Source organism: Actinomadura meyerae (assembly GCF_900188445.1).
In the GTDB taxonomy this organism is placed as follows: Bacteria; Actinomycetota; Actinomycetes; order Streptosporangiales; family Streptosporangiaceae; genus Spirillospora; species Spirillospora meyerae.
The window spans coordinates 24,350-42,949 of record NZ_FZOR01000048.1 but is presented as its reverse complement, the minus strand read 5'-3'; the positions used below and the strand labels follow the sequence as shown (position 1 = coordinate 42,949).

Here is an 18,600-nt window from a genome sequence, read left to right as displayed (position 1 = left end):
GGCGAGTGGCGACGGGGAGGACGCGATGGAGACGGCTGGGGACGTACTGGCGGCGCTCGCGCGGCGCTATGCGTTCGGCGACCTTGAGGCACTGGTCGCGCAGGGCGGACCGGCGGCGGGCGGCGGCCGAGCGGCCGCGGTCGCGGCGCTGTGCGCGTTCGGGCAGCGCGTCCTCGACCTGGACGCCGAGGACTTCGGCATGCCGGAGGCGGCCGGCGAGGTCCCGGCCGACCTGCTGGACCGGGCCCGCGCCAGCCGGATGCCGCAGGCGGCCAAGGAGCGCCCGCGCGGCGCGCTCGCCAGCCTGCGCCCCGCGTACCGCCTCCTGCTGGAGGTCATCGAGATCCGCTGGCGCCGCCGCGACATGGCGGCGCTGGTCGCCGCCGTCCACATCGCCGCCGAGTACCTGCCGCTGCTGGCGTGGGAGCCCGTCCTCGGGCACGCCGGCGACCCGGCCCTCATCGGCGCGTCGGTCGGCGGCGCGGGCAGCCGCTTCGGGGTGCCGGTGGAGCCCGGTTCGCCGCGGATGTGCGACCACACCCGGCCGGAGCGCTCCGCCTGCGAGCGGACGCTCCGCGTCGCGAAGGAGCCGGGGCCCGGCTGGCGCGCCTACCTCGACCGGCAGCACAGCCAGGTGGCGTCCGCGCTGGGCGACTGCGCCGCCCGCTGCCGGACGCCCTGTTCGGTCATGACGCGCCTGGAGGGCACCGTCCGCGCCGGCCTCACCGAGCGGTGCACGCTCGCCGTCGAGTTCACCGACGGCGCGCTGGTCAAGCTCCGCCATGCCGCGCCGGTAGGCCACGGGTTCGGTGTCCCGTCCCCGGAGGAGGTCCAGGCGGCGTGGGGGCGCGCGCGCAAGTCGCTGTCCCGCCATCCGCTGGGGCACAAGGCGCTGGCGGACGCCGACGGCTCCTATCCCCTGCGCGGCCTTCCCGAGCTGTTCTCCGCCATCGCCGCCACCGATCTGCGCCCCGACACGCTCCTCTACGACGTGACGAAGCGCATCACGTCGGCGCTCTCCTGAAGGTCGTCCAGGAGGACGGGCATGCCGTCGGCGTCCGCAAGCGGGACGCGCCAGTTGGGGTACTCGTCGGTGGTGCCCGGCTGATTCTGGGTGCGGCGCTCGCCGACGGCGTCCGCCAGGGAGATGCCCCGTAGACGGGCCGGGGTGCGGGCAAGGAAGGCGTGCAGGGCGTCCACGATCGGCCGGTCGTAGGTGGTCGCGCCTTCCGCGAGCGCCCGCAGGACCTCGGCGGGCGGCGCGTCCAGCAGGCCCTCCTCGTGCAGGAGCGCCAGCCAGTCGCCGAGCTGGCGGCGGTGGTCGGCCTCCTCCTCGGCGCGGGGCCGCGTCAGCAGGCCGAGCCGGTCGCGGAGCGCGATGTGGTCGCCGTGCACGAAGCCCGTGATGGGCGGCATGTCGTGGGAGCCGACCGTGGCCAGGGACAGCTCCCGCCATGCGGCCGGTCGCTTGGGACGTCCCGCCGCGTCGCGCTCGAACCAGAGGAGGGACGTGCCGAGCATGCCGCGGTCGGCCAGGCCGTCCCGGAAGTCGGGCTCGACGGTGCCGAGGTCCTCCCCGACCACGACGGCGCCCGCCCGCTCGGCCTCCCAGGCCAGGCAGCCGAGGAGCGCGTCCCGGTCGTAGCGGACGTACGTGCCGTCGGCCGGTGACCCGCCCTCGGGGACCCACCACAGGCGCGACACCTGCATCGCGTGGTCGAGGCGCAGCCCGCCGCCGTGCCGGAACGCGGCGGCGAGCATCTCCCGGAACGGGGCGTAGGCGGCGCCCGCGAGGCGGTGCGGATGCCACGGCGGCTGGCCCCAGTCCTGGCCGCGCTGGTTGAACTCGTCCGGCGGCGCCCCGACGCTCATGCCGGGCGCGAACAGGTCGCGGTAGATCCAGGTGTCGGCGCTGCCGTGCGCGACCCCCACCGCCAGGTCGTGGACGATCCCGACCGGCATCCCGGCGTCGGAGGCGGCCCGCTGGGCGGCCTCAAGCTGCCCGTCCAGGCGCCACTGCAGCCAGGCGTGGAAGTCGACCCGCGCGGCGAGCCGGGCGGCCTCGCCGGCGACGGCGACGCCGCCGGCGTCGTGGAGCTCCGCGGGCCAGCGGCGCCAGTCCGGGCCGTGCTTCTCGGTGAGCGCGCACCAAGTCGCGAACGCGGTGAGGGCCCCGCCCTCGCGCGCGCGGAACGCGTCGTAGTCGCGCTGGGCCGCGGTGCCGCGAGGGACGCGGTGCAGCAGTTCGAGCGCCTGGAGCTTGGCCGACCAGACGGCGTCGCGGTCGATCGCGCCACCGGGGATGCGCAGCGGTTCGGCGAGCGCGCGCAGGCCCTCGCGGTCTCCTGGCGTCAGCGCCGCGTACTCGGGGAGGTCTTCGACGCGCAGGTAGAGGGGGGCGGTGAAGCGGCGGCTCATCGGCGAATACGGGGACGCGCTGACCGGCGGGACGGGCTCGGCCGCGTGCAGCGGGTTGATCAGCGTGAACCCGGCGCCGCCCGCGCGGCCGCTCCACGCGGCGAGGTCGGCCAGGTCGCGCAGGTCGCCGATCCCCCAGGACGCGCGGGAGCGCACCGAGTACAGCTGGACGGCGAGCCCCCACACCCGGTCCGGGGTGCGCAGCCGGCGCGGCGCGACCAGCAGGGGCGCGCTCTCGCCGCCGGCGTGCAGCCGGTGCCAGCCGAGCGGCAGCGGTTCCGTCGGCGGCACGGCCTCCCCGGTCGCCAGCTCGACACTCGCGCCCGGGAAGTCCGGCGGGGGGTCGCCGTGGCGGACGACCACCACCGGCGGCAGCGTGCGCGCGGGGGCCCGCGCGCGCTCCAGCTCCGCCCTGGCGGCGCTCGGGGTGGAGGCGTCCACCCCGAGGGCCGCGAGGACGGCGACGAGCGTGTCCGGCGCGACCGCCGCCTCCCGGCCCCGCCAGTCGGTGTACCGCGTCGCGACGCCGTGGAGCCCGGCCAGCCTGATCAGTTCCTCGTCGCCCACGCCTGCACCATGCCCGGTGCGGGCGGGGTCACGCAGTCCAGATCTCCGGCTTGCGGCCGATCCAGGGCCGCGCCTCCTCCAGCTGCGCGGACAGCGAGATCAGCGTGCCCTCGCCGCCGAGCCGCCCGGCCAGCATGACGCCGATGGGCAGCCCGTCGGCGTTCCAGTGCAGCGGGACGTTCACCGCCGGCTGCCCCGAGACGTTGTAGACGGCCGCGAACGGGGTGAAGTGGGTCTGGCGCCGGAAGTTCTCCTCGGGCTCCTCCCCGTGGAAGTACCCGACGGGGACGGGCGGCGACGCGAGCGTCGGGTGCAGGATGGCGTCGAACCCGTCCGTGATCGGGAACGCGGCGCGCAGCGCGCCCTGCAGCGCGGCGAGCGACTGCATCAGCCGCGTCGCGCTGGTGGCCTCCCCCAGCCCGCGCAGCCAGCGGGTCAGCGGTTGCAGCTTCTCCTCGCCGCCCTCCGGGACGGGCGTCATCGTCGCCATCGCGCCCCACAGCGTCGCGAAGTGCGGGAGCAGGTCGGCGCCGAGCACCTCCGGCAGGTCCACGATCTCGTGGCCCAGCTCCTCCAGCAGCGCCGAAGCCTCCTCGTAGGCGGCGACGCAGTCGGGGTGGACCTCGACGCCCGGCACCGGCGGCTGCTTGCTGCGCGCGATGCGCAGGCGGCCCGGCGCCCGGTCGGCGTGCGCGAGGAACGGCCCGTCCGCCTGCGGCGCCCGGTACAGGTCGCCCGGCATGTGACCGGCCAGCACGTCCAGCATGAGGGCCGCGTCGCGGACGGTCCGGGCGATGGGCCCGTTGGTCGCCAGCCCGAACAGGTCGGCGACGATCGGCCCGCCCGACACCCGGCCGCGGGTCGGCTTGATCCCGAACAGGCCGCAGACGCTGCTCGGGATCCGGATGGACCCGCCCCCGTCGCTGCCCTGCGCGATCGGCGCCAGCCCGGAGGCGACCGCCGCCGCCGCGCCGCCCGACGACCCGCCCGCCGAGCGGGTGAGGTCCCAGGGGGTGCGGGCCGGGGGCGCGACGTCACCCTCCGTATAGCAGGGCAGGCCGAACTCCGGCGTCGTCGTCTTGCCCAGCAGCACGGAACCCGCTTGCGCCAGCTTGGTGACCACATGGTCGTCGGCGAACCCGGTCAGGTCGGCGTACACCGCCGAGCCGGCCGTCATCCGCACCCCGTTCACCATGTTCAGGTCCTTGATCGGGACCGGGACGCCGTGCAGCGGGGGGAGATCCGCGGGGTCGGCCGCCTCCAGCACCGCCTTCTCGGCGCGGCGGGCCTCCTCGCGGGCGCGGTCCGCGGTGACGGTCACATAGGCGCCCACCTGCTCGTTCAGCCGGTCGATACGGGCCAGATAGTGGTCGGCGAGCTCGACCGGGGATACTTCCCTCGTGCGGACGGCGGAGGCCATCTGGGTGGCGCTCAAGTCATGAGTTTGTGTCACAAATCGGAACGCTAGACGCCGTGTGCGCGGGCATCAAAGAGGGCAGGGAGGTAAAGGCGGAGGAAGGAGAAGAGTATCGGCCTACCCGTCCGTCGCGTAAGTTACTCACTGTCCCTGGGGCGACAAAACTATTAACCCCGCATGACTAGTCGCCGACCGGCCGGATGATTACTCTGCGCACGGAGGATCATGCCCCCGATGGGAAAGGAATACGGAGCGTCACTCATGGCGATCACGGAGCGGGGCAACACGCAGGGAGCCCGGGGCCAGCCCCGGGCCGAGTCCGAGGAGTCGCGGCCGGTGGAGGCACGGTCGGAGGAAGCGCGCGAGCACCGTCACCCGGCGCCGGTGACCGAGCGCCCGGAGGAGGGCGAGCGCGCCGCCGCGACGCCGCTCGACGACCCCCGGGTCCGCCGCTGGGCGTGGCGGGCCGGCGCGGCCGTCGTCGCGGGCGTCGCCGTCATGGTCCTGTTCGGCTGGCGGCTGGGCGTCGCCGTCGCGGTCCTGGTGGTGGTCGGCGATGTCGTCCGGACGTCCCGCAAGAGCTCCTCCGTCCCGGCCTGGCAGAAGTCCTCCGCCGCCGAACGGCGCACCGAGAAGCAGCTGAGGTCCCTGCAGCGCAACGGGTACCTCGTGCTGCACGCGCGGGCCGTCCCCCGCGACGACGAGGGCGTCAGCGACGGGCGGATCGACCACCTGGTGATCGGGCCGAGCGGCGTCTACGCCATCGACTCCGAGAAGTGGGACAAGCGTCTCCCCGTGCGCACCATGTCCCACCTCAAGCTCTTCCACGGCCCCTTCAACAAGAAGGACCGGCTCGACGAGGCGCGCTGGGAGGCCCAGATGGCCAGCGAGATCCTCGGCGAGCGGGTCGGCTTCGAGGTCCCGGTCCAGGCCTCCGTGGCGATCTACGGCCCGTCCATCCCGTGGAAGGTCATGCGGGTGCGCGACGTGGACGTCTACGCCGGCAACCGGGCCCGCGCCTACCTGCGCCGCCGCCCGAAGATCCTCACCGACGGCGACGTGCAGCGCATCTTCCAGGCGGCGGAGCAGTCCCTGCCGCCGAAGTACCCCGACTGAGGCCGAGGGCGGCCTGCTTCCCCGGGCCGCCCGCCCCGCAGGCTCAACGGCGAGCCCGCCGGCCCCCGCCGGCCGATCCGCCGGGATGCCGCGCCGCGGCCGGGCACCGCGCCCGCCGGGACGCCCGCGTCCCGGCTTTTCTCATGCCCGCTTCCCGGTTGGTAGCATCGGTGGTCACGGGCCGGCCCGCGCGCGACCTCCGCTGAGCCGGCCGCAGCGCCGCGATCCGCCGCTGCGACCATGCTTCTCAGAAGGCGATACGCCACGCCACGCCGAACCACGCGCGGCCCGCCGTCCCGCACGCCACAGTTGGAGAGGTCACTATGCCACCGCTCAGGTCACGCACGGTCACGCACGGCAGGAACATGGCGGGCGCCCGCGCCCTCATGCGCGCCAGCGGCGTGGAACGCGAGGACTTCGGCAAGCCGATCGTCGCGGTGGCCAACAGCTTCACCCAGTTCGTGCCGGGCCACGTCCACCTGGACGAGGTCGGCAAGGTCGTCGCGGGCGCGGTCCGCGAGGCCGGCGGCGTGCCCCGCGAGTTCAACACCATCGCCGTGGACGACGGCATCGCGATGGGCCACGGCGGCATGCTGTACTCGCTGCCGTCCCGCGAACTGATCGCCGACGCCGTCGAGTACATGGTCAACGCGCACTGCGCCGACGCCCTGATCTGCGTCTCCAACTGCGACAAGATCACCCCGGGCATGCTGCTGGCCGCGCTGCGGCTGAACATCCCGACCGTGTTCGTCTCCGGCGGCCCGATGGAGGCCGGCAAGCCGGTCGAGGGCGTCATGGGCGGCAACAAGCTCGACCTGATCGACCCGATGATCGCCTCCGCGGACGTCTCGGTCGCCGACGACAAGCTCCTGGAGATGGAGGAGTCCGCCTGCCCGACCTGCGGCTCCTGCTCCGGCATGTTCACCGCGAACTCGATGAACTGCCTCACCGAGGCGATCGGGCTGGCGCTGCCCGGCAACGGCACCGTCCTCGCCACCCACACCGCCCGCCGCCGCCTCTACGAGGACGCCGGCCGCACCGTCGTCGAGATCGCCAAGCGGTACTACGACGGCGACGACGAGTCCGTCCTGCCGCTGAACATCGCGACCCCCGAGGCGTTCGAGAACGCGATGGTGCTGGACGTCGCGATGGGCGGCTCGACCAACACGATCCTGCACCTGCTCGCCGCCGCGACCGAGGCCCGCGCCGGCTTCGGCCTGGACGAGATCGACGCGGTGTCGCGGCGCGTCCCCTGCATCTGCAAGCTGGCCCCGGCGACCGCGAAGTACCACGTCGAGGACTGCCACCGCGCCGGCGGCATCCCCGCGCTGCTCGGCGAGCTGCACCGGGCCGGGCTGCTGAACGCGTCCGCGGGCTCGATCCACTCCGCGTCCCTGGCGGAGTTCGTCGCCAAGTGGGACGTCCGCTCCCCCGACGTGCTGCCCGAGGCCGTCGAGATGTACCACGCGGCGCCCGGCGGCGTCCGCAGCACCTCGGCCTTCTCGCAGAGCGCCCGCTGGGAGACCCTCGACCTCGACCGCGAGAACGGCTGCATCCGCTCCGTCGAGCACGCCTACACCGCCGACGGCGGCCTCGCCGTGCTGCGCGGCAACATCGCCCCCGACGGCGCGATCGTGAAGACCGCCGGCGTCGAGGAGGAGCTGTGGACCTTCTCCGGCCCCGCCGTCGTCTTCGAGTCGCAGGACGACGCCGTCGAGGGCATCCTCGCCGGCCGGGTCACGCCCGGTGACGTCGTCGTGATCCGCTACGAGGGCCCGAAGGGCGGCCCCGGCATGCAGGAGATGCTGTACCCGACGAGCTTCCTCAAGGGCCGCGGGCTCGGCAAGGCGTGCGCGCTGATCACCGACGGCCGGTTCTCCGGCGGGACGTCCGGGCTGTCCATCGGGCACGCCTCCCCGGAGGCGGCCGCCGGCGGCGTCATCGCGCTCGTCGAGGACGGCGACCGCGTCGTCATCGACATCCCGAACCGGGTCCTGGAGCTGGACGTCCCGGAGGACGAGCTGGAGATCCGCCGCGAGAAGCTGCTCGCCGACCTCGGCGGCTACCGCCCCCGCGACCGGAACCGCCCGGTCAGCGCCGCGCTGCGCGCCTACGCGGCGATGGCCACGTCCGCCTCGACCGGCGCGGCCCGCGACGTGTCGCAGCTCGACCGGCTGCCGCAGCACTGAGCGAGGCGGGGCGCGCTTTACCCGGCGGGTAATCGCCGCCGTTCCCCGGCTCCGGCAGAGTGAGGGGTGCCGGGCGAGACCAGCCCGGCACCCACGACCGAAGGAGCCGGTGATGACCGCCTACGCCCTCGCGCACCTGCGCCCGCAGCCGCCGCTGCACGACGACGTCTTCACCTACATCGAGCGCATCCAGGACACCATGGACCCGTTCGGCGGCCGCTTCCTCGTGCACGGCACGAACCCCGAGGTGATGGAGGGACCGGTCGAGGGCGGCTACGTCCTGATCGAGTTCCCCGACATGGAGCGGGCCCGCGCCTGGTACGAGTCGGACGCCTACCGGGAGATCCTGCCCATGCGCACCGACAACATCCCGGGCACGGCCGTCCTGCTGCACGGCGTTCCGCCGGGCTACGACGCCGCGGCGACCGGGCGGGCCATGCGCGCCGCCCAGAACGAGGCCGTGCGGAACGGCGCCGGCCGGAACGGTTAGGAGCAGCAGCCTCCGCCGCAGCAGCCCCCTCCGCCGGCGGGCGCCGGCGGGGCCGCCGGGCCCCGGGAGGTGCCGGTGACGGCGACCGTGGACAGCAGCTTGACCGTGTCGTCGTGGCCGTCCGGGCACGGGGCCGGGTCGGACGCGTTGATCATCGGGCGGGAGACCTCGAAGGTCGATCCGCACGCGCGGCAGCGGTAGTCATAACGAGGCACGCCCCCAGGATACGTGCTCGCCGGTCAGGCCGCCGGTTCGGAGACGTAGGCGGCCCACTGGGGGTCGCCGTCCTGGACGAGGCCGATGAGCCGCCAGTGCGCGCCGCGCGGCACGGCGGGCGGGACGGGCAGCGTCCAGCCGAGCTCCGACAGCAGCCGGTCGGCCTTGCGGTGGTTGCACGTCATGCAGGAGGCGACGCAGTTCTCCCAGACGTGCTTGCCGCCGCGGCTGCGCGGATGGACGTGGTCGATCGTCTCGGCCCGGCGCCCGCAGTAGACGCAGCGGAAGTTGTCGCGCCGCATCAGCGCGGCCCGGGTCAGCGGGACGCGGGTGCGGAACGGGATGCGGACGTAGCGGCGCAGCCGGATCACCGACGGCACCTCGACCTCCATCGTGGCCGAGTGCAGCACCGCGCCGGTGGTGTCGTGATGGACGATCTCGGCCTTCTCCCGGAGCACGAGGCAGACGGCCCGCCGCAGCGGCAGCGTGGTGAGTGGTTCGTACGTCGCGTTCAGGAGCAGGACCTGTCGCATCAGACGCCCTCCGCCGGGTGCGGCGGAAACGCCCGATTCAGCAAGATCAGTGGATTCGGCGGGTTCGGCGGATTCGCCGGGTGAAGAGCCTCGGCGGGCGCGGCGGACCGCGCCTCGGACCGAGGCCCGATTATCGTCTCCGGTTCCTGCGCCCTCGCCATGAGAACCTCCCCAGGGGCGAACCGACCTTCATCAGTGTGGCGTCTGAGGGAGCCCGTCCGCTACCCCAATAATCCCCCAGCGTGCGCCGGAACGAACGCGGACCCGCGTCCAGGCCAGTGGGGAGTGGCCGGACGGGCAGCCCCGGAGGCCCAATAAAGTGCATCCATGACGCCGTACCCGCCCGCGAAGCGCCAGGACATCGTCGAGGACATCCACGGCCACCGTGTCGAGGACCCGTACCGGTGGCTCGAAGACGCCGGCAGCTCCGAGACCGCGGAGTGGCTCGCCGCGCAGGACCGGCTGTTCCACAAGGTCGTGGACGCGCTGCCGGGCCGGGAGGCGCTGCGCGCGCGCCTCGGCGAGCTGCTCGGCGCGGGCAGCGTCGGCTCCCCGGTGTGGCGGGGCGAGCGGCGGTTCTTCACCCGCCGCGCCGCCGACCAGGAGCACCCCGTCCTCTACACGGCCGGCCCGGACGGCGCCGAGCGCGTCCTCGTCGACCCGATGGCGCTCGACCCGGACGGCACGACGACGCTCGACGCCTGGCAGCCGGACAAGGAGGGCCGCCGCCTCGCCTACAAGGTCTCCACCGGCGGCGACGAGGAGTCCCTGCTGTACGTCATCGACGTCGCGACCGGCGAGCGGGTCGAGGGGCCGATCGAGCGGGCGCGGTACTCCGGCGTCGCGTGGCTGCCGGGCGGCGAGGCGTACTACTACGCGCGCCGGCTGCCCCCGCACGAGGTCCCGGACGGCGAGGAGCAGTACCACCGGCGCCTGTACTTCCACCGGGTCGGCACCGACCCCGACGCCGACGACGTGCTGATCTTCGGCGAGGGCCTGGACAAGACCAACTACTACGGGGCCGGCGTCAGCCGGGACGGGCGCTGGCTGACGGTCTCGTCGTCGCAGGGCACGGCGCCGCGCAACGACCTGTGGATCGCCGACCTGTCGGCGTCGCCGCCCGAGGCCCCGGCGCTGCGCCCCGTGCAGGAGGGCGTCGACGCCGGCACCGGCCTGCACGTCGGGCGCGACGGCCGCGCGTACATCTTCACCGACCGGGACGCGCCCCGCTCCCGGCTCTGCGTCGCCGACCCGTCCGACCCGTCCTACGAGAACTGGCGCGACCTCCTCCCGGAGGACCCGGAGGCCGTCCTCACCGACTTCGCGATCCTCGACGACCTGGACCAGCCCGTCCTGCTGGCCGGATGGACGCGGCACGCGATCAGCGAGATCACCGTGCACGACCTGGCGACCGGCGAGCGGATCGGCGCCGTCCCGACGCCGGGCCTCGGCTCGATCGGCGGGCTCATCGAGCGGCCCGAGGGCGGGCACGAGGCGTGGTTCGGCTACACCGACAACACCACCCCGTCCTCGGTCATGCGCTACGACGCCCGCACCGGCGAGACCACGCTCTGGGCGTCCGCGCCGGGAGCGGTCGAGGTCCCCGAGATCGAGACGCGCCAGGTGACCTACACCTCGCGGGACGGCACCGAGGTGCGGATGCTGGTCGCGTCCCGCCCCGGCCTCTCCGGCCCGCGCCCGGCGATCCTCTACGGGTACGGCGGCTTCAACATCTCCCTCACCCCGTCCTACTCGGCGAGCATCCTGGCCTGGGTGGAGGCGGGCGGCGTCTACGCGGTCGCCAACCTGCGCGGCGGGTCCGAGGAGGGCGAGGAGTGGCACCGCGCGGGCATGCGGGAGCGCAAGCAGAACGTGTTCGACGACTTCCACGCCGCCGCCGAGAAGCTGATCGCGGACGGGCTGACCACCCCCGACCGGCTGGCGATCTCGGGCGGCTCCAACGGCGGCCTGCTCGTCGGGGCGGCCCTCACCCAGCGCCCCGAGCTGTACCGGGCGGTGGTGTGCTCGGCGCCGCTGCTCGACATGGTGCGCTACGAGCGGTTCGGCCTCGGCCAGACCTGGAACGACGAGTACGGGACGGCGGACGACCCCGAGGAGTTCGGCTGGCTGATCGGCTACTCCCCGTACCACCACGTCCATCCGGGCACCGCGTACCCGGCCGTCCTGTTCACGACGTTCGGCAGCGACACTCGCGTGGACCCGCTGCACGCCCGCAAGCTGTGCGCGGCGCTCCAGTACGCCACCGCGTCGGACGCGCCGGTCCTGCTGCGCGACGAGGCCGAGGTGGGGCACTCCGCCCGCTCGGTGAGCCGCTCGGCCGACCTGATGACCGACACGCTGTCGTTCCTGGCCGCGCAGACCGGGCTGTCCTTCGACGATTTGACGCGTGGTCTAATAGCGGGATGACGGTGCAGACCCGCCCGGTCCTCGACCTGCTCCGCGAGCCGCCCGCCGAGCCCGACACCTCGGCCGGCTACCTGGACCTGCTCGGCCCGCCGGCGAAGCCGTCACTGGCCCAGTCCGCGATGGAGTCGGCGTTCCTGCCGCGGATCTACGAGAAGGTGTGGCGGCCGATCGGCTTCAACCTCGCCAAGGGCTGGCCGCTCGGCCCCGACACCGCCACCGAGCACGCGCAGGCCCGCGAGTGGCTCGGGCTCAGCGGCCGCACGCCCGCGACCGTCCTGGACGTGGCGTGCGGCCCCGGCAACGTGACCCGGGCCCTCGCCGCGGGCGTCGCGGAAGGCGGCATGGTCATCGGCCTGGACGCGTCGGAGACCATGCTGGCGCGCGCCGTACGCGACACCCCCGAACCGCACCTCGACGACCCGCGCATCGCGTACGTGCGCGGCGACGCCGTCGACCTCCCGTTCCGCGACGGCGTGTTCGACGCCGTCTGCTGCTTCGGGGCCCTCTACCTGTTCGACGACCCGTGGCGGGCGCTGGACGGGATGGCCCGCGTGCTCAAGCCCGGCGGCCGGCTGGTCATCCTCACCTCCCGCCGTCCCGTCCCGCTTCCGAGCGCCCGCATCGCGGGCGCACTGATCCGCCGCACCACCGGCTTCACGGTCTTCGGCGACCGCGAGATGACCCGCGCGCTCACCGCCCGCGGCTTCACCGGCATCCGCCGGCACCGCTACCCGCTGATGCAGATGCTCGGCGCCCGGCGCCCCTGACCCGCGCCCGGCGGCCCGACCCGGGCCGGTAACCGATCCCGCGCCCGGCGCCTTCGGGCGCGCGGGCGCGGCACGGCGTCAGCGGAGGAGTTTCTCGAGGTAGACGTTGACGATGCCGCCGATCGTCTCGCGGCGGGTCTCGCGCCAGCCCGACTTGCGGTACAGGGCCAGCGCGGGGGCCTGGAGCTCGGTCGTGTCGGCGCGCAGGACGCGGTAGCCGTACTCGGCGGCGCGTTCCTCCAGGGCCCGGACGACCGCGGCGCCGTACCCGCGGCGCTGGACGGCCGGCCGGACGCGCAGGCGCACCATCTCGACGGCGTCCAGGTCGCGGGCGCCGGGGGCGTAGCCGCCGAACGCGCGGGCGTGGCCGCCGGGGATGAGGTCGGCGCGGCGCAGGCCGCCCATCGCGACGATCCGGCCGCCGAGCTCGCCGACGAGGAACTCGCCGTCGTTGCGGAGGTAGATGTCCTCCATCCGGAAGAAGTCGTGGTCGTAGTAGACGCCGTCGCCGGGCCGCAGGCCGACCTGGGCGAGGCCCTCGCGGTGCAGGGCCAGCACGGTGCCGTGGTCGGCCGCGTGGTAGCGGCGGATGCGCAGGTCGCCGAACCGCCAGCGGGGCGGTTCGTCCGCCAGCCGGACGAGGTGGCCCTGCGAGAAGGTGCTGTCCATGCGCGGCTCAGGCCTGCTCGGCCGGCGGCACGGTGACGGGACTCTTGATCGAGGGGCCGGAGAGGGCCTCGTAGAAGTCCTTCAGCTCGGCTATCTCGCCGTGCTTGGCCGACACGGCCGCGCCGATCTGGCGGGCGCGGTGCACCAGGATGTCGCTGCGGTGGTCGGGGGGCAGGGCGAGGATGGCCTCCCGCCCGGCCGTGAGCGCGGCGTCGGGATGGCCGGCGTGGAGCTTGCACATCGCGCGGTCGAGGCGCACCAGGGTCAGGTCGACGCGGTCGGTGGGCGAGTAGAGGGTCAGGGCGTGGCTCAGCACCTCGTCGCCGTGCTTGTGGTCGCCGAGGTTGGTGAAAGTGTCGCCCTCGTAGAAGGCCATCTGCCGGTCGGTGAAGCCGAACACCAGGTCGCCGGTGTCGGTCTTGGACAGCTGGTCGAACACCGAGCGCCCGCGGACCAGGGCGCGCCGGGCGCTCGGCGCGGCGTCGCCGCGCCCGCGCAGCGCGAGCATGCCGAGGGCGCGGGCCTCCACGGCGGGGGCCATGGCGGCGGCGACGCCGGGCGTCCGGCCGGCGAGGTCCTGGGCCTTGCGGGCCAGGTGCAGCGCCTCGCGCGGATCGCCGTAGTACATCGGCACGAGCGACTCGCGGACGGTCACCCAGGCGCGCAGCTGCCGGTCGCCGGTCTCGTCGGCGGCGGTGCGCGCGGTGCGGAAGAACGAGCGGGACAGCCGGTGGTCGCCCAGATTGATCATGATCAGCCCGGACAGCCCGGACAGCTGCGCCGCGATCCGGCAGAGCCGCTCCTGCAGCTCCACCGGCTGCCGCTTGTCGCACATGCGCCGCACCTCGCTGAAGTCCAGCAGGACGTCGCAGAGCATCCGCAGCGAGGGGGTCGCCTGGTACTGACGGCCGTAGCCGTAGGTCGTCTCCTCCCACTGGTCGAGCATCGTCGGCGAGACGGTCGTGCCGACCAGCGTGTCGTCCATCTTGCGGCGCAGGTTGTCGACGGCCCCAAGGAACTGACCGTCGAGCGCCACGCCCGCTCCGGCCAGCAACTGCAGAAGGGTCCTACGAAGCACGATGTCCTCCTCTCCCACATCAATGGTCTGGGGGCCTTCGGCGCGGTCGAGGCCCCGTACGTCGTTGACGGTGATCCAGGGGCGCTCCTCGCCCCTGGAGACGATCGCCCCGATGAGCGTGTCGGGGTCGGATGCCGCGCGCCGCTCCGGGACGCGCGGCGGGGGGACGCTCGGCGGCCCCGTGCGGGCCGCGTGGCCGCGGCCGCAGATGCAGGGGCTCTGGTAGTCGAGCGCGTCGGGCTCCACCCGGTAGACGGCGCACAGGTAGTGCAGGTACTCGGGACCGGGCCGCTTGTACCCGCTCTCGTAGGCCGACAGCAGCGTCTCCCCGAGCCGGGGCGGCGGCTTGCCGTCGATCTCGTACAGCGCTCTGACCTGCGCCACGATGTCGGACAGCGCGACACCGTGGGCAAGGCGGTGCGCCTTGATCCGGCTGGTGCCGAACAGCGGCCCGCACTGCTCGTGGATCTCCTGCGCGATCTGGACCGGGCCCTGGCCTCGGGCCAGGGCGTGCGCGCGGATCCGGCGGGCGACCTCCGTCTCTTTCCGGGGGGGATCCGACATCGACTCCGGCCTCCTCACCGTCGGGCCGGGACGACTCCCCCGGGGGGAGGGCGATCGTCCCTGCCACGGCGACCGGTCACTAGATGATGGCCACGACAGATAATCTTTCGCGCACGCAGCGTAACCCTCGTCACATGGGTCGCCAAGCGGTTTCACAGAAGAAGCAGCGCGCGGAGGATGCCTCACCCCCCGTGGGTAGAGAATCTTCCTCCGCAGGCGGCCACCCTTCCCCTGAGGTGGGGTAATCCGGTACTTCGCCGGACGCCCGCCCCCTTGACCCGCCAGTGTGAGAGTTGCAATTCTCGCCGCGAGTGACCGGACGGATCCAGAGAGTCGATCATCCGCCCCGGTCCGGTCAGCGCCCGGCGCTCGCCCATGGAGGGGGTGTGAAGGTGGTCAGCGACAGACGCGTCGGCTACCTCGAGGAACTGGAGCAGGAACTCGACACGCAGGGCCTCGTCGCCCGTGTCGTCCGCACCCGCTCGGGGCCGGCCTTCCTGCGGGTGGTGAACCCGGAGGCCGCGAGCCTCGCCGAGGACGTGACCTGCGCGCCCGCCCCCGAGGGCAAGGACCACTACTTCTGGTGGTCGTGGGGCGAGCGCATGCACCGGGTGGACGACGTCGGCGGCGCCGCGATGAAGCTGGCGCACGTCCTGCAGCCGCTCTCGCGGGAGGTCGGCTCCCGCCCCTGAGACCGGGCGTGTCCCGCGGTCCGCGGCCGGAACGGCGCGGCAGCCGCGGCCGCGGGACACGTTCGCCCGACAGCCCCTCCCCGGCCGCGCCCGCCCGGTTCCGGCCGGTCGGGCCCCGTCCGGCGGCGTACGAACCGGTCCGAAACGTCCCCTACGATCGGCTCGTGCCCGCCGCGGGTCCACAGTGAGGTGCCGAGGCACCACAATTGGCCGGGGAGGGTCTGCACCATGTCATTCGCCGTGTCGTCCATCGCCGTGCCGCCGCTCGCCGGCCTGCTCGCCGTACCGCCGGCCGCCTCCGCGGCGGCGCCCGGCGGGGAGCCGCTGCTCCCCTGGGCCGACAAGGGGTCCCCGGAGCAGGCCTGCGGCGACCCCGATCCGACGAACGCGTGCCGGCTGGTCTGGAACGTCTCGCACAACACCGACTTCACCAGGTTCTTCGCGACCTGGCTGGACAAGCCGCTCACCACGCTGCTGCTGATCATCGTCACCTTCGTGGTCGCGCTGATCGTGAAGAACATCGCGCACCGCATGATCACCAAGGTGACGCTGCGGATGGCCGAGGGGACGATGTCGGAGCGGGCCCGCGAGCGGGCCCGGACGGTCTTCGAGGGCAGCCCCGCCCTGCTGAACAAGCGGCGCGCCCAGCGCGCGCAGACGCTCGGCTCGGTGCTGCGCTCGATCGCGTCCGTCCTGATCATGGGGACGGCGCTGTTCAGCATCCTCGGCTCGCTCGGCCTCAACCTGGCGCCCGTCCTGGCCAGCGCCAGCGTCATCGGCGTCGCGGTCGGGTTCGGCGCGCAGAACATCGTCAAGGACCTGCTCGCCGGGCTGTTCATGCTGCTGGAGGACCAGTACGGCGTCGGCGACTACATCGACGTGGGCGGCGCGAAGGGGACGGTCGAGGCCGTGACGCTGCGGGTCACCCGGATGCGGGACGTCGACGGCGTCGTCTGGTACGTCCCGAACGGCGAGATCAAGAAGGTCGGGAACGAGTCGCAGAACTGGGGGCGGGCCGTCCTCGACATCCCGGTCGACATCCACGAGGACACCGAGAAGGTCAAGGAGATCCTGCAGGCCACGGCCGACGAGATGGCCGCCGAGACCGCCTGGAAGGACCTCGTCCTGGAGCAGCCCTCGGTATGGGGCGTGCAGGCCCTCGCGGGGGACGCGATCGTGATCCGCGTGGTGCTGAAGACCGCGCCCGGCAAGCAGGGCGACGTCGCCCGCGAGCTGCGCGAGCGGGTCAAGCGCTCGTTCGACGAGGCGGGCGTCACGGTGGCCGCTCCCCCGGCGTAGGCGATCAAGGTGAGGACCGGGACGCGTCTCGCATAGGGTGGGGGGCGCTATGGCTGAACAGGTGACTTTCTACGAGGCGGTCGGCGGTGAGGCGACCTTCCACCGGCTGGTGCACCGCTTCTACCAGGGCGTCGCCGAGGACCCCGACCTCCGGCCCATGTACCCGGAGGAGGATCTCGGCCCCGCCGAGGAGCGGCTGCGGCTGTTCCTGATCCAGTACTGGGGCGGTCCCGGCACCTACAGCCAGCGGCGGGGGCATCCGCGGCTGCGGATGCGGCACGTGCCGTTCGTCATCGACGAGGCCCAGCGCGACCGGTGGCTGAAGCACATGCGGGTCGCGGTGGAGGAGCTCGGCCTTCCCGAGCCGCTGGAGAAGCAGCTCTGGGACTACTTCACGATGGCGGCGCGGAGCCTGGTGAACGCGCCCACGTGACCGGCCGGTGGTAATCGGGTAGATCGCGGTGTATGACGCGAATCCCGTGGTGGCGCAACGCCGTCGTGTACGAGATCTACGTCCGCAGCTTCGCCGACGCCGACGGCGACGGTGAAGGCGACCTCCAGGGGATCCGGTCCCGGCTCGGCCACCTGCGCGACCTCGGTGTGGACGCGCTGTGGCTCACCCCGTTCTACCGCTCGCCGCTGGCGGACGGCGGGTACGACGTGGCCGACTACCGCGACGTCGATCCCCGGTTCGGCACGCTGGACGACTTCGACGCGCTGGTCGCGGACGTGCACGCGCACGGGCTGCGGCTGATCGTCGACATCGTCCCGAACCACTCGTCCGACCGGCACCCCTGGTTCCAGGAGGCGCTCGCCGCGCCGCCGGGGTCGCCCGAGCGCGCGCGCTACATCTTCCGTCCCGGACGGCCCGGGGAGCGTCCCGGCGAGGAGGAGCCGCCCAACGACTGGCCGTCCGCGTTCGGCGGCCCGGCCTGGACCCGGGTGGACGACGGGGCCGACGGGGCCGGCGGCGGCGAGTGGTACCTGCACCTGTACGCCCGCGAGCAGCCGGACTTCAACTGGCGCAACCCGGAAGTGCATCGCGAGTTCGAGGACATCCTGCGCTTCTGGCTCGACCGCGGTGTGGACGGCTTCCGCATCGACGTCGCCGCGGGCCTGTTCAAGGACGAGTCCTTCTGCGACCTCGCCGGACGGGACCGCCGCGTCTCCAACGGCCCGATCTACAGCCGTCCCGAGGTGCACGAGGTGTACCGCAGGTGGCGGCAGATCCTGGACGGGTACGACGGCGACCGCATGGCCATAGGCGAGGTGTGGACGGACGGCCCCGAAGACCTCGCGCTCTATCTGCGTCCAGACGAACTGCACCAGGTGTTCCAGTTCGACCTGCAACTGGCTCCGTGGTCGGCGTCCGCCTTCCGCGACGTGATCGACGCCGCCATGAAGGCCGTCGCGCCCACCGGTGCCGCTCCCACGTGGGTGCTGTCCAGCCATGACTCGATCCGCCACCTGACGCGGTACGAGCACCCGGCGGGCATCCCCGGCACCGAGCGCGCGCGGGCCAAGGCGGCGCTGCTGCTGCTCCTGTCGCTACCGGGGTCGGCCTACCTCTACCAAGGCGAGGAACTGGGGCTCCCGGAGGTGACGGACCTGCCCGACGAGGCCCGGCAGGACCCGATCTTCGAGCGCACGGGCGGGGAACTCGCCGGACGGGACGGCTGCCGGGTCCCGCTGCCCTGGTCGGGGGAGGCCGAGCCGTTCGGGTTCTCCCCCGGCGGCGTCCGGCCGTGGCTGCCGATGCCGCCGGAGTGGGCGCCGATGACGGTGGAGGCACAGGCGTCGGACCCGTCCTCCATGCTGTCGTGGTACCGGGAGGCGCTGGCGCTGCGCCGCCGCCTGGCGGACGACCTGCCGGAGGACCTGGAGTGGCTCGACTCCCCCGGCGGCACGCTGTACTTCCGGCGCGGGCCGCTCACGTGCGCGCTCAACTGCGGCGACAACCCGGTGCGCCTGCCGTCCGGCACGCCGCTCCTGACGAGCATCCCGCTCTACGGCGACCTGCTGCCCGGCAACACCGCCGCCTGGCTCCGGACGCCCTGAGAAGCGCCCCGGACACGAGAACGACGTGAGAACGCGGTGTGCCGGGCCGTACCAGGGATCGGAGCACGGACCGGCACACCGCGGGCCTTCACCTGCGGAG

General features: G+C 73.5%; 15 protein-coding genes and 1 pseudogene. 10 read left to right on the top strand and 6 right to left on the bottom strand.

Features of this window, described 5'->3' with window-relative positions:
* The first annotated feature begins 25 nt into the window (after positions 1-25).
* Positions 26-1,024, top strand: coding sequence for a hypothetical protein (locus CHF16_RS33935; RefSeq protein ID WP_089330269.1), 999 nt, complete (start codon positions 26-28; stop codon positions 1,022-1,024).
* Here the strand turns inward: CHF16_RS33935 and malQ are convergent.
* Together malQ and CHF16_RS33925 are read right to left on the bottom strand one after the other, a co-directional pair.
* Positions 985-2,985 carry a 4-alpha-glucanotransferase gene (malQ, locus tag CHF16_RS33930; RefSeq protein ID WP_089330268.1) on the bottom strand — a complete coding sequence of 667 codons (2,001 nt, stop codon included), beginning with the start codon at positions 2,983-2,985 and terminating at the stop codon, positions 985-987. The two genes, CHF16_RS33935 and malQ, sit on opposite strands and share 40 nt — an antisense overlap.
* A gap of 28 nt (positions 2,986-3,013) precedes the next feature.
* Entirely contained in the window at positions 3,014-4,438 is a 1,425-nt protein-coding gene (locus CHF16_RS33925) for an amidase (RefSeq protein WP_179271831.1), read from the bottom strand.
* Positions 4,439-4,663: 225 nt separating this feature from the next.
* Between CHF16_RS33925 and CHF16_RS33920 the strand changes: the two genes are divergently transcribed.
* The 3 genes from CHF16_RS33920 to CHF16_RS33910 all read left to right on the top strand — a co-directional run bounded on the left by CHF16_RS33920 (position 4,664) and on the right by CHF16_RS33910 (position 8,197).
* Positions 4,664-5,518 carry a nuclease-related domain-containing protein gene (locus tag CHF16_RS33920; protein WP_089330266.1) on the top strand — a complete coding sequence of 285 codons (855 nt, stop codon included), beginning with the start codon at positions 4,664-4,666 and terminating at the stop codon, positions 5,516-5,518.
* A 323-nt stretch (positions 5,519-5,841) separates the two neighbouring features.
* Positions 5,842-7,707: a dihydroxy-acid dehydratase gene (gene ilvD / locus CHF16_RS33915; RefSeq protein ID WP_089330265.1), complete on the top strand. Its 1,866-nt coding sequence runs from the start codon at positions 5,842-5,844 to the stop codon at positions 7,705-7,707.
* 112 nt (positions 7,708-7,819) lie between these two features.
* Positions 7,820-8,197, top strand: a complete 378-nt coding sequence (locus tag CHF16_RS33910; RefSeq protein WP_089330264.1) for a DUF1330 domain-containing protein — start codon at positions 7,820-7,822, stop codon at positions 8,195-8,197.
* Here CHF16_RS33910 and CHF16_RS33905 read toward each other — a convergent pair.
* Together CHF16_RS33905 and CHF16_RS33900 are read right to left on the bottom strand one after the other, a co-directional pair.
* Positions 8,194-8,412, bottom strand: coding sequence for an FmdB family zinc ribbon protein (locus CHF16_RS33905; protein WP_089330263.1), 219 nt, complete (start codon positions 8,410-8,412; stop codon positions 8,194-8,196). The genes CHF16_RS33910 and CHF16_RS33905 overlap by 4 nt on opposite strands.
* Positions 8,413-8,436: 24 nt before the next feature.
* Positions 8,437-8,946 (bottom strand): HNH endonuclease, encoded by a 510-nt coding sequence (locus CHF16_RS33900; RefSeq protein ID WP_089330262.1) that lies wholly within the window; start codon positions 8,944-8,946, stop codon positions 8,437-8,439.
* A gap of 327 nt (positions 8,947-9,273) precedes the next feature.
* Here CHF16_RS33900 and CHF16_RS33895 point away from each other — a divergent pair, with 327 nt between their 5' ends.
* Positions 9,274-11,373, top strand: coding sequence for a prolyl oligopeptidase family serine peptidase (locus CHF16_RS33895; protein WP_089330261.1), 2,100 nt, complete (start codon positions 9,274-9,276; stop codon positions 11,371-11,373).
* The gene (locus tag CHF16_RS33890) at positions 11,370-12,140 is read left to right on the top strand and encodes a class I SAM-dependent methyltransferase (protein ID WP_089330260.1); all 771 of its coding nucleotides are present in this window, start codon (positions 11,370-11,372) and stop codon (positions 12,138-12,140) included. Before CHF16_RS33895 ends, CHF16_RS33890 begins: the two co-directional genes overlap by 4 nt.
* A gap of 78 nt (positions 12,141-12,218) precedes the next feature.
* Here CHF16_RS33890 and CHF16_RS33885 read toward each other — a convergent pair whose 3' ends face one another.
* Together CHF16_RS33885 and CHF16_RS33880 are read right to left on the bottom strand one after the other, a co-directional pair.
* Positions 12,219-12,809 (bottom strand): GNAT family N-acetyltransferase, encoded by a 591-nt coding sequence (locus CHF16_RS33885; protein ID WP_089330259.1) that lies wholly within the window; start codon positions 12,807-12,809, stop codon positions 12,219-12,221.
* 7 nt (positions 12,810-12,816) lie between these two features.
* A complete protein-coding gene (locus CHF16_RS33880; protein WP_245869697.1) occupies positions 12,817-14,451 on the bottom strand; it encodes an NsdA family TPR-like regulatory protein in 1,635 nt (544 codons plus the stop codon).
* Positions 14,452-14,837: 386 nt separating this feature from the next.
* On the opposite strand from CHF16_RS33880, the gene CHF16_RS33875 reads away from it, so the two are divergent.
* The 4 genes and pseudogenes from CHF16_RS33875 (at position 14,838) to CHF16_RS33860 (ending at position 18,500) form a co-directional block, all read left to right on the top strand.
* Positions 14,838-15,143 carry a hypothetical protein gene (locus CHF16_RS33875; RefSeq protein WP_245869696.1) on the top strand — a complete coding sequence of 102 codons (306 nt, stop codon included), beginning with the start codon at positions 14,838-14,840 and terminating at the stop codon, positions 15,141-15,143.
* Between the two features lie 228 nt (positions 15,144-15,371).
* Complete coding sequence (locus CHF16_RS33870; protein ID WP_089330258.1) at positions 15,372-16,442, top strand: mechanosensitive ion channel family protein; 1,071 nt, start codon at positions 15,372-15,374, stop codon at positions 16,440-16,442.
* A gap of 61 nt (positions 16,443-16,503) precedes the next feature.
* Positions 16,504-16,869, top strand: a pseudogene (locus tag CHF16_RS33865) (globin); the annotation flags it as partial.
* A 38-nt stretch (positions 16,870-16,907) separates the two neighbouring features.
* A complete protein-coding gene (locus tag CHF16_RS33860) occupies positions 16,908-18,500 on the top strand; it encodes a glycoside hydrolase family 13 protein (protein ID WP_089330256.1) in 1,593 nt (530 codons plus the stop codon).
* Positions 18,501-18,600 lie beyond the last annotated feature (100 nt).

Excerpts from the sequence above, each read along its gene's own strand:
- CHF16_RS33860 (WP_089330256.1), top strand. The coding sequence starts at position 16,908 with ATGACGCGAATCCCGTGGTGGCGCAACGCCGTCGTGTACGAGATCTAC.
- CHF16_RS33920 (WP_089330266.1), top strand. The coding sequence starts at position 4,664 with ATGGCGATCACGGAGCGGGGCAACACGCAGGGAGCCCGGGGCCAGCCC.
- CHF16_RS33880 (WP_245869697.1), bottom strand. The coding sequence starts at position 14,451 with ATGTCGGATCCCCCCCGGAAAGAGACGGAGGTCGCCCGCCGGATCCGC.
- CHF16_RS33885 (WP_089330259.1), bottom strand. The coding sequence starts at position 12,809 with ATGGACAGCACCTTCTCGCAGGGCCACCTCGTCCGGCTGGCGGACGAA.
- CHF16_RS33910 (WP_089330264.1), top strand. The coding sequence starts at position 7,820 with ATGACCGCCTACGCCCTCGCGCACCTGCGCCCGCAGCCGCCGCTGCAC.
- CHF16_RS33895 (WP_089330261.1), top strand. The coding sequence starts at position 9,274 with ATGACGCCGTACCCGCCCGCGAAGCGCCAGGACATCGTCGAGGACATC.
- CHF16_RS33900 (WP_089330262.1), bottom strand. The coding sequence starts at position 8,946 with ATGCGACAGGTCCTGCTCCTGAACGCGACGTACGAACCACTCACCACG.
- ilvD (WP_089330265.1), top strand. The coding sequence starts at position 5,842 with ATGCCACCGCTCAGGTCACGCACGGTCACGCACGGCAGGAACATGGCG.
- CHF16_RS33935 (WP_089330269.1), top strand. The coding sequence starts at position 26 with ATGGAGACGGCTGGGGACGTACTGGCGGCGCTCGCGCGGCGCTATGCG.
- CHF16_RS33870 (WP_089330258.1), top strand. The coding sequence starts at position 15,372 with ATGTCATTCGCCGTGTCGTCCATCGCCGTGCCGCCGCTCGCCGGCCTG.
- CHF16_RS33890 (WP_089330260.1), top strand. The coding sequence starts at position 11,370 with ATGACGGTGCAGACCCGCCCGGTCCTCGACCTGCTCCGCGAGCCGCCC.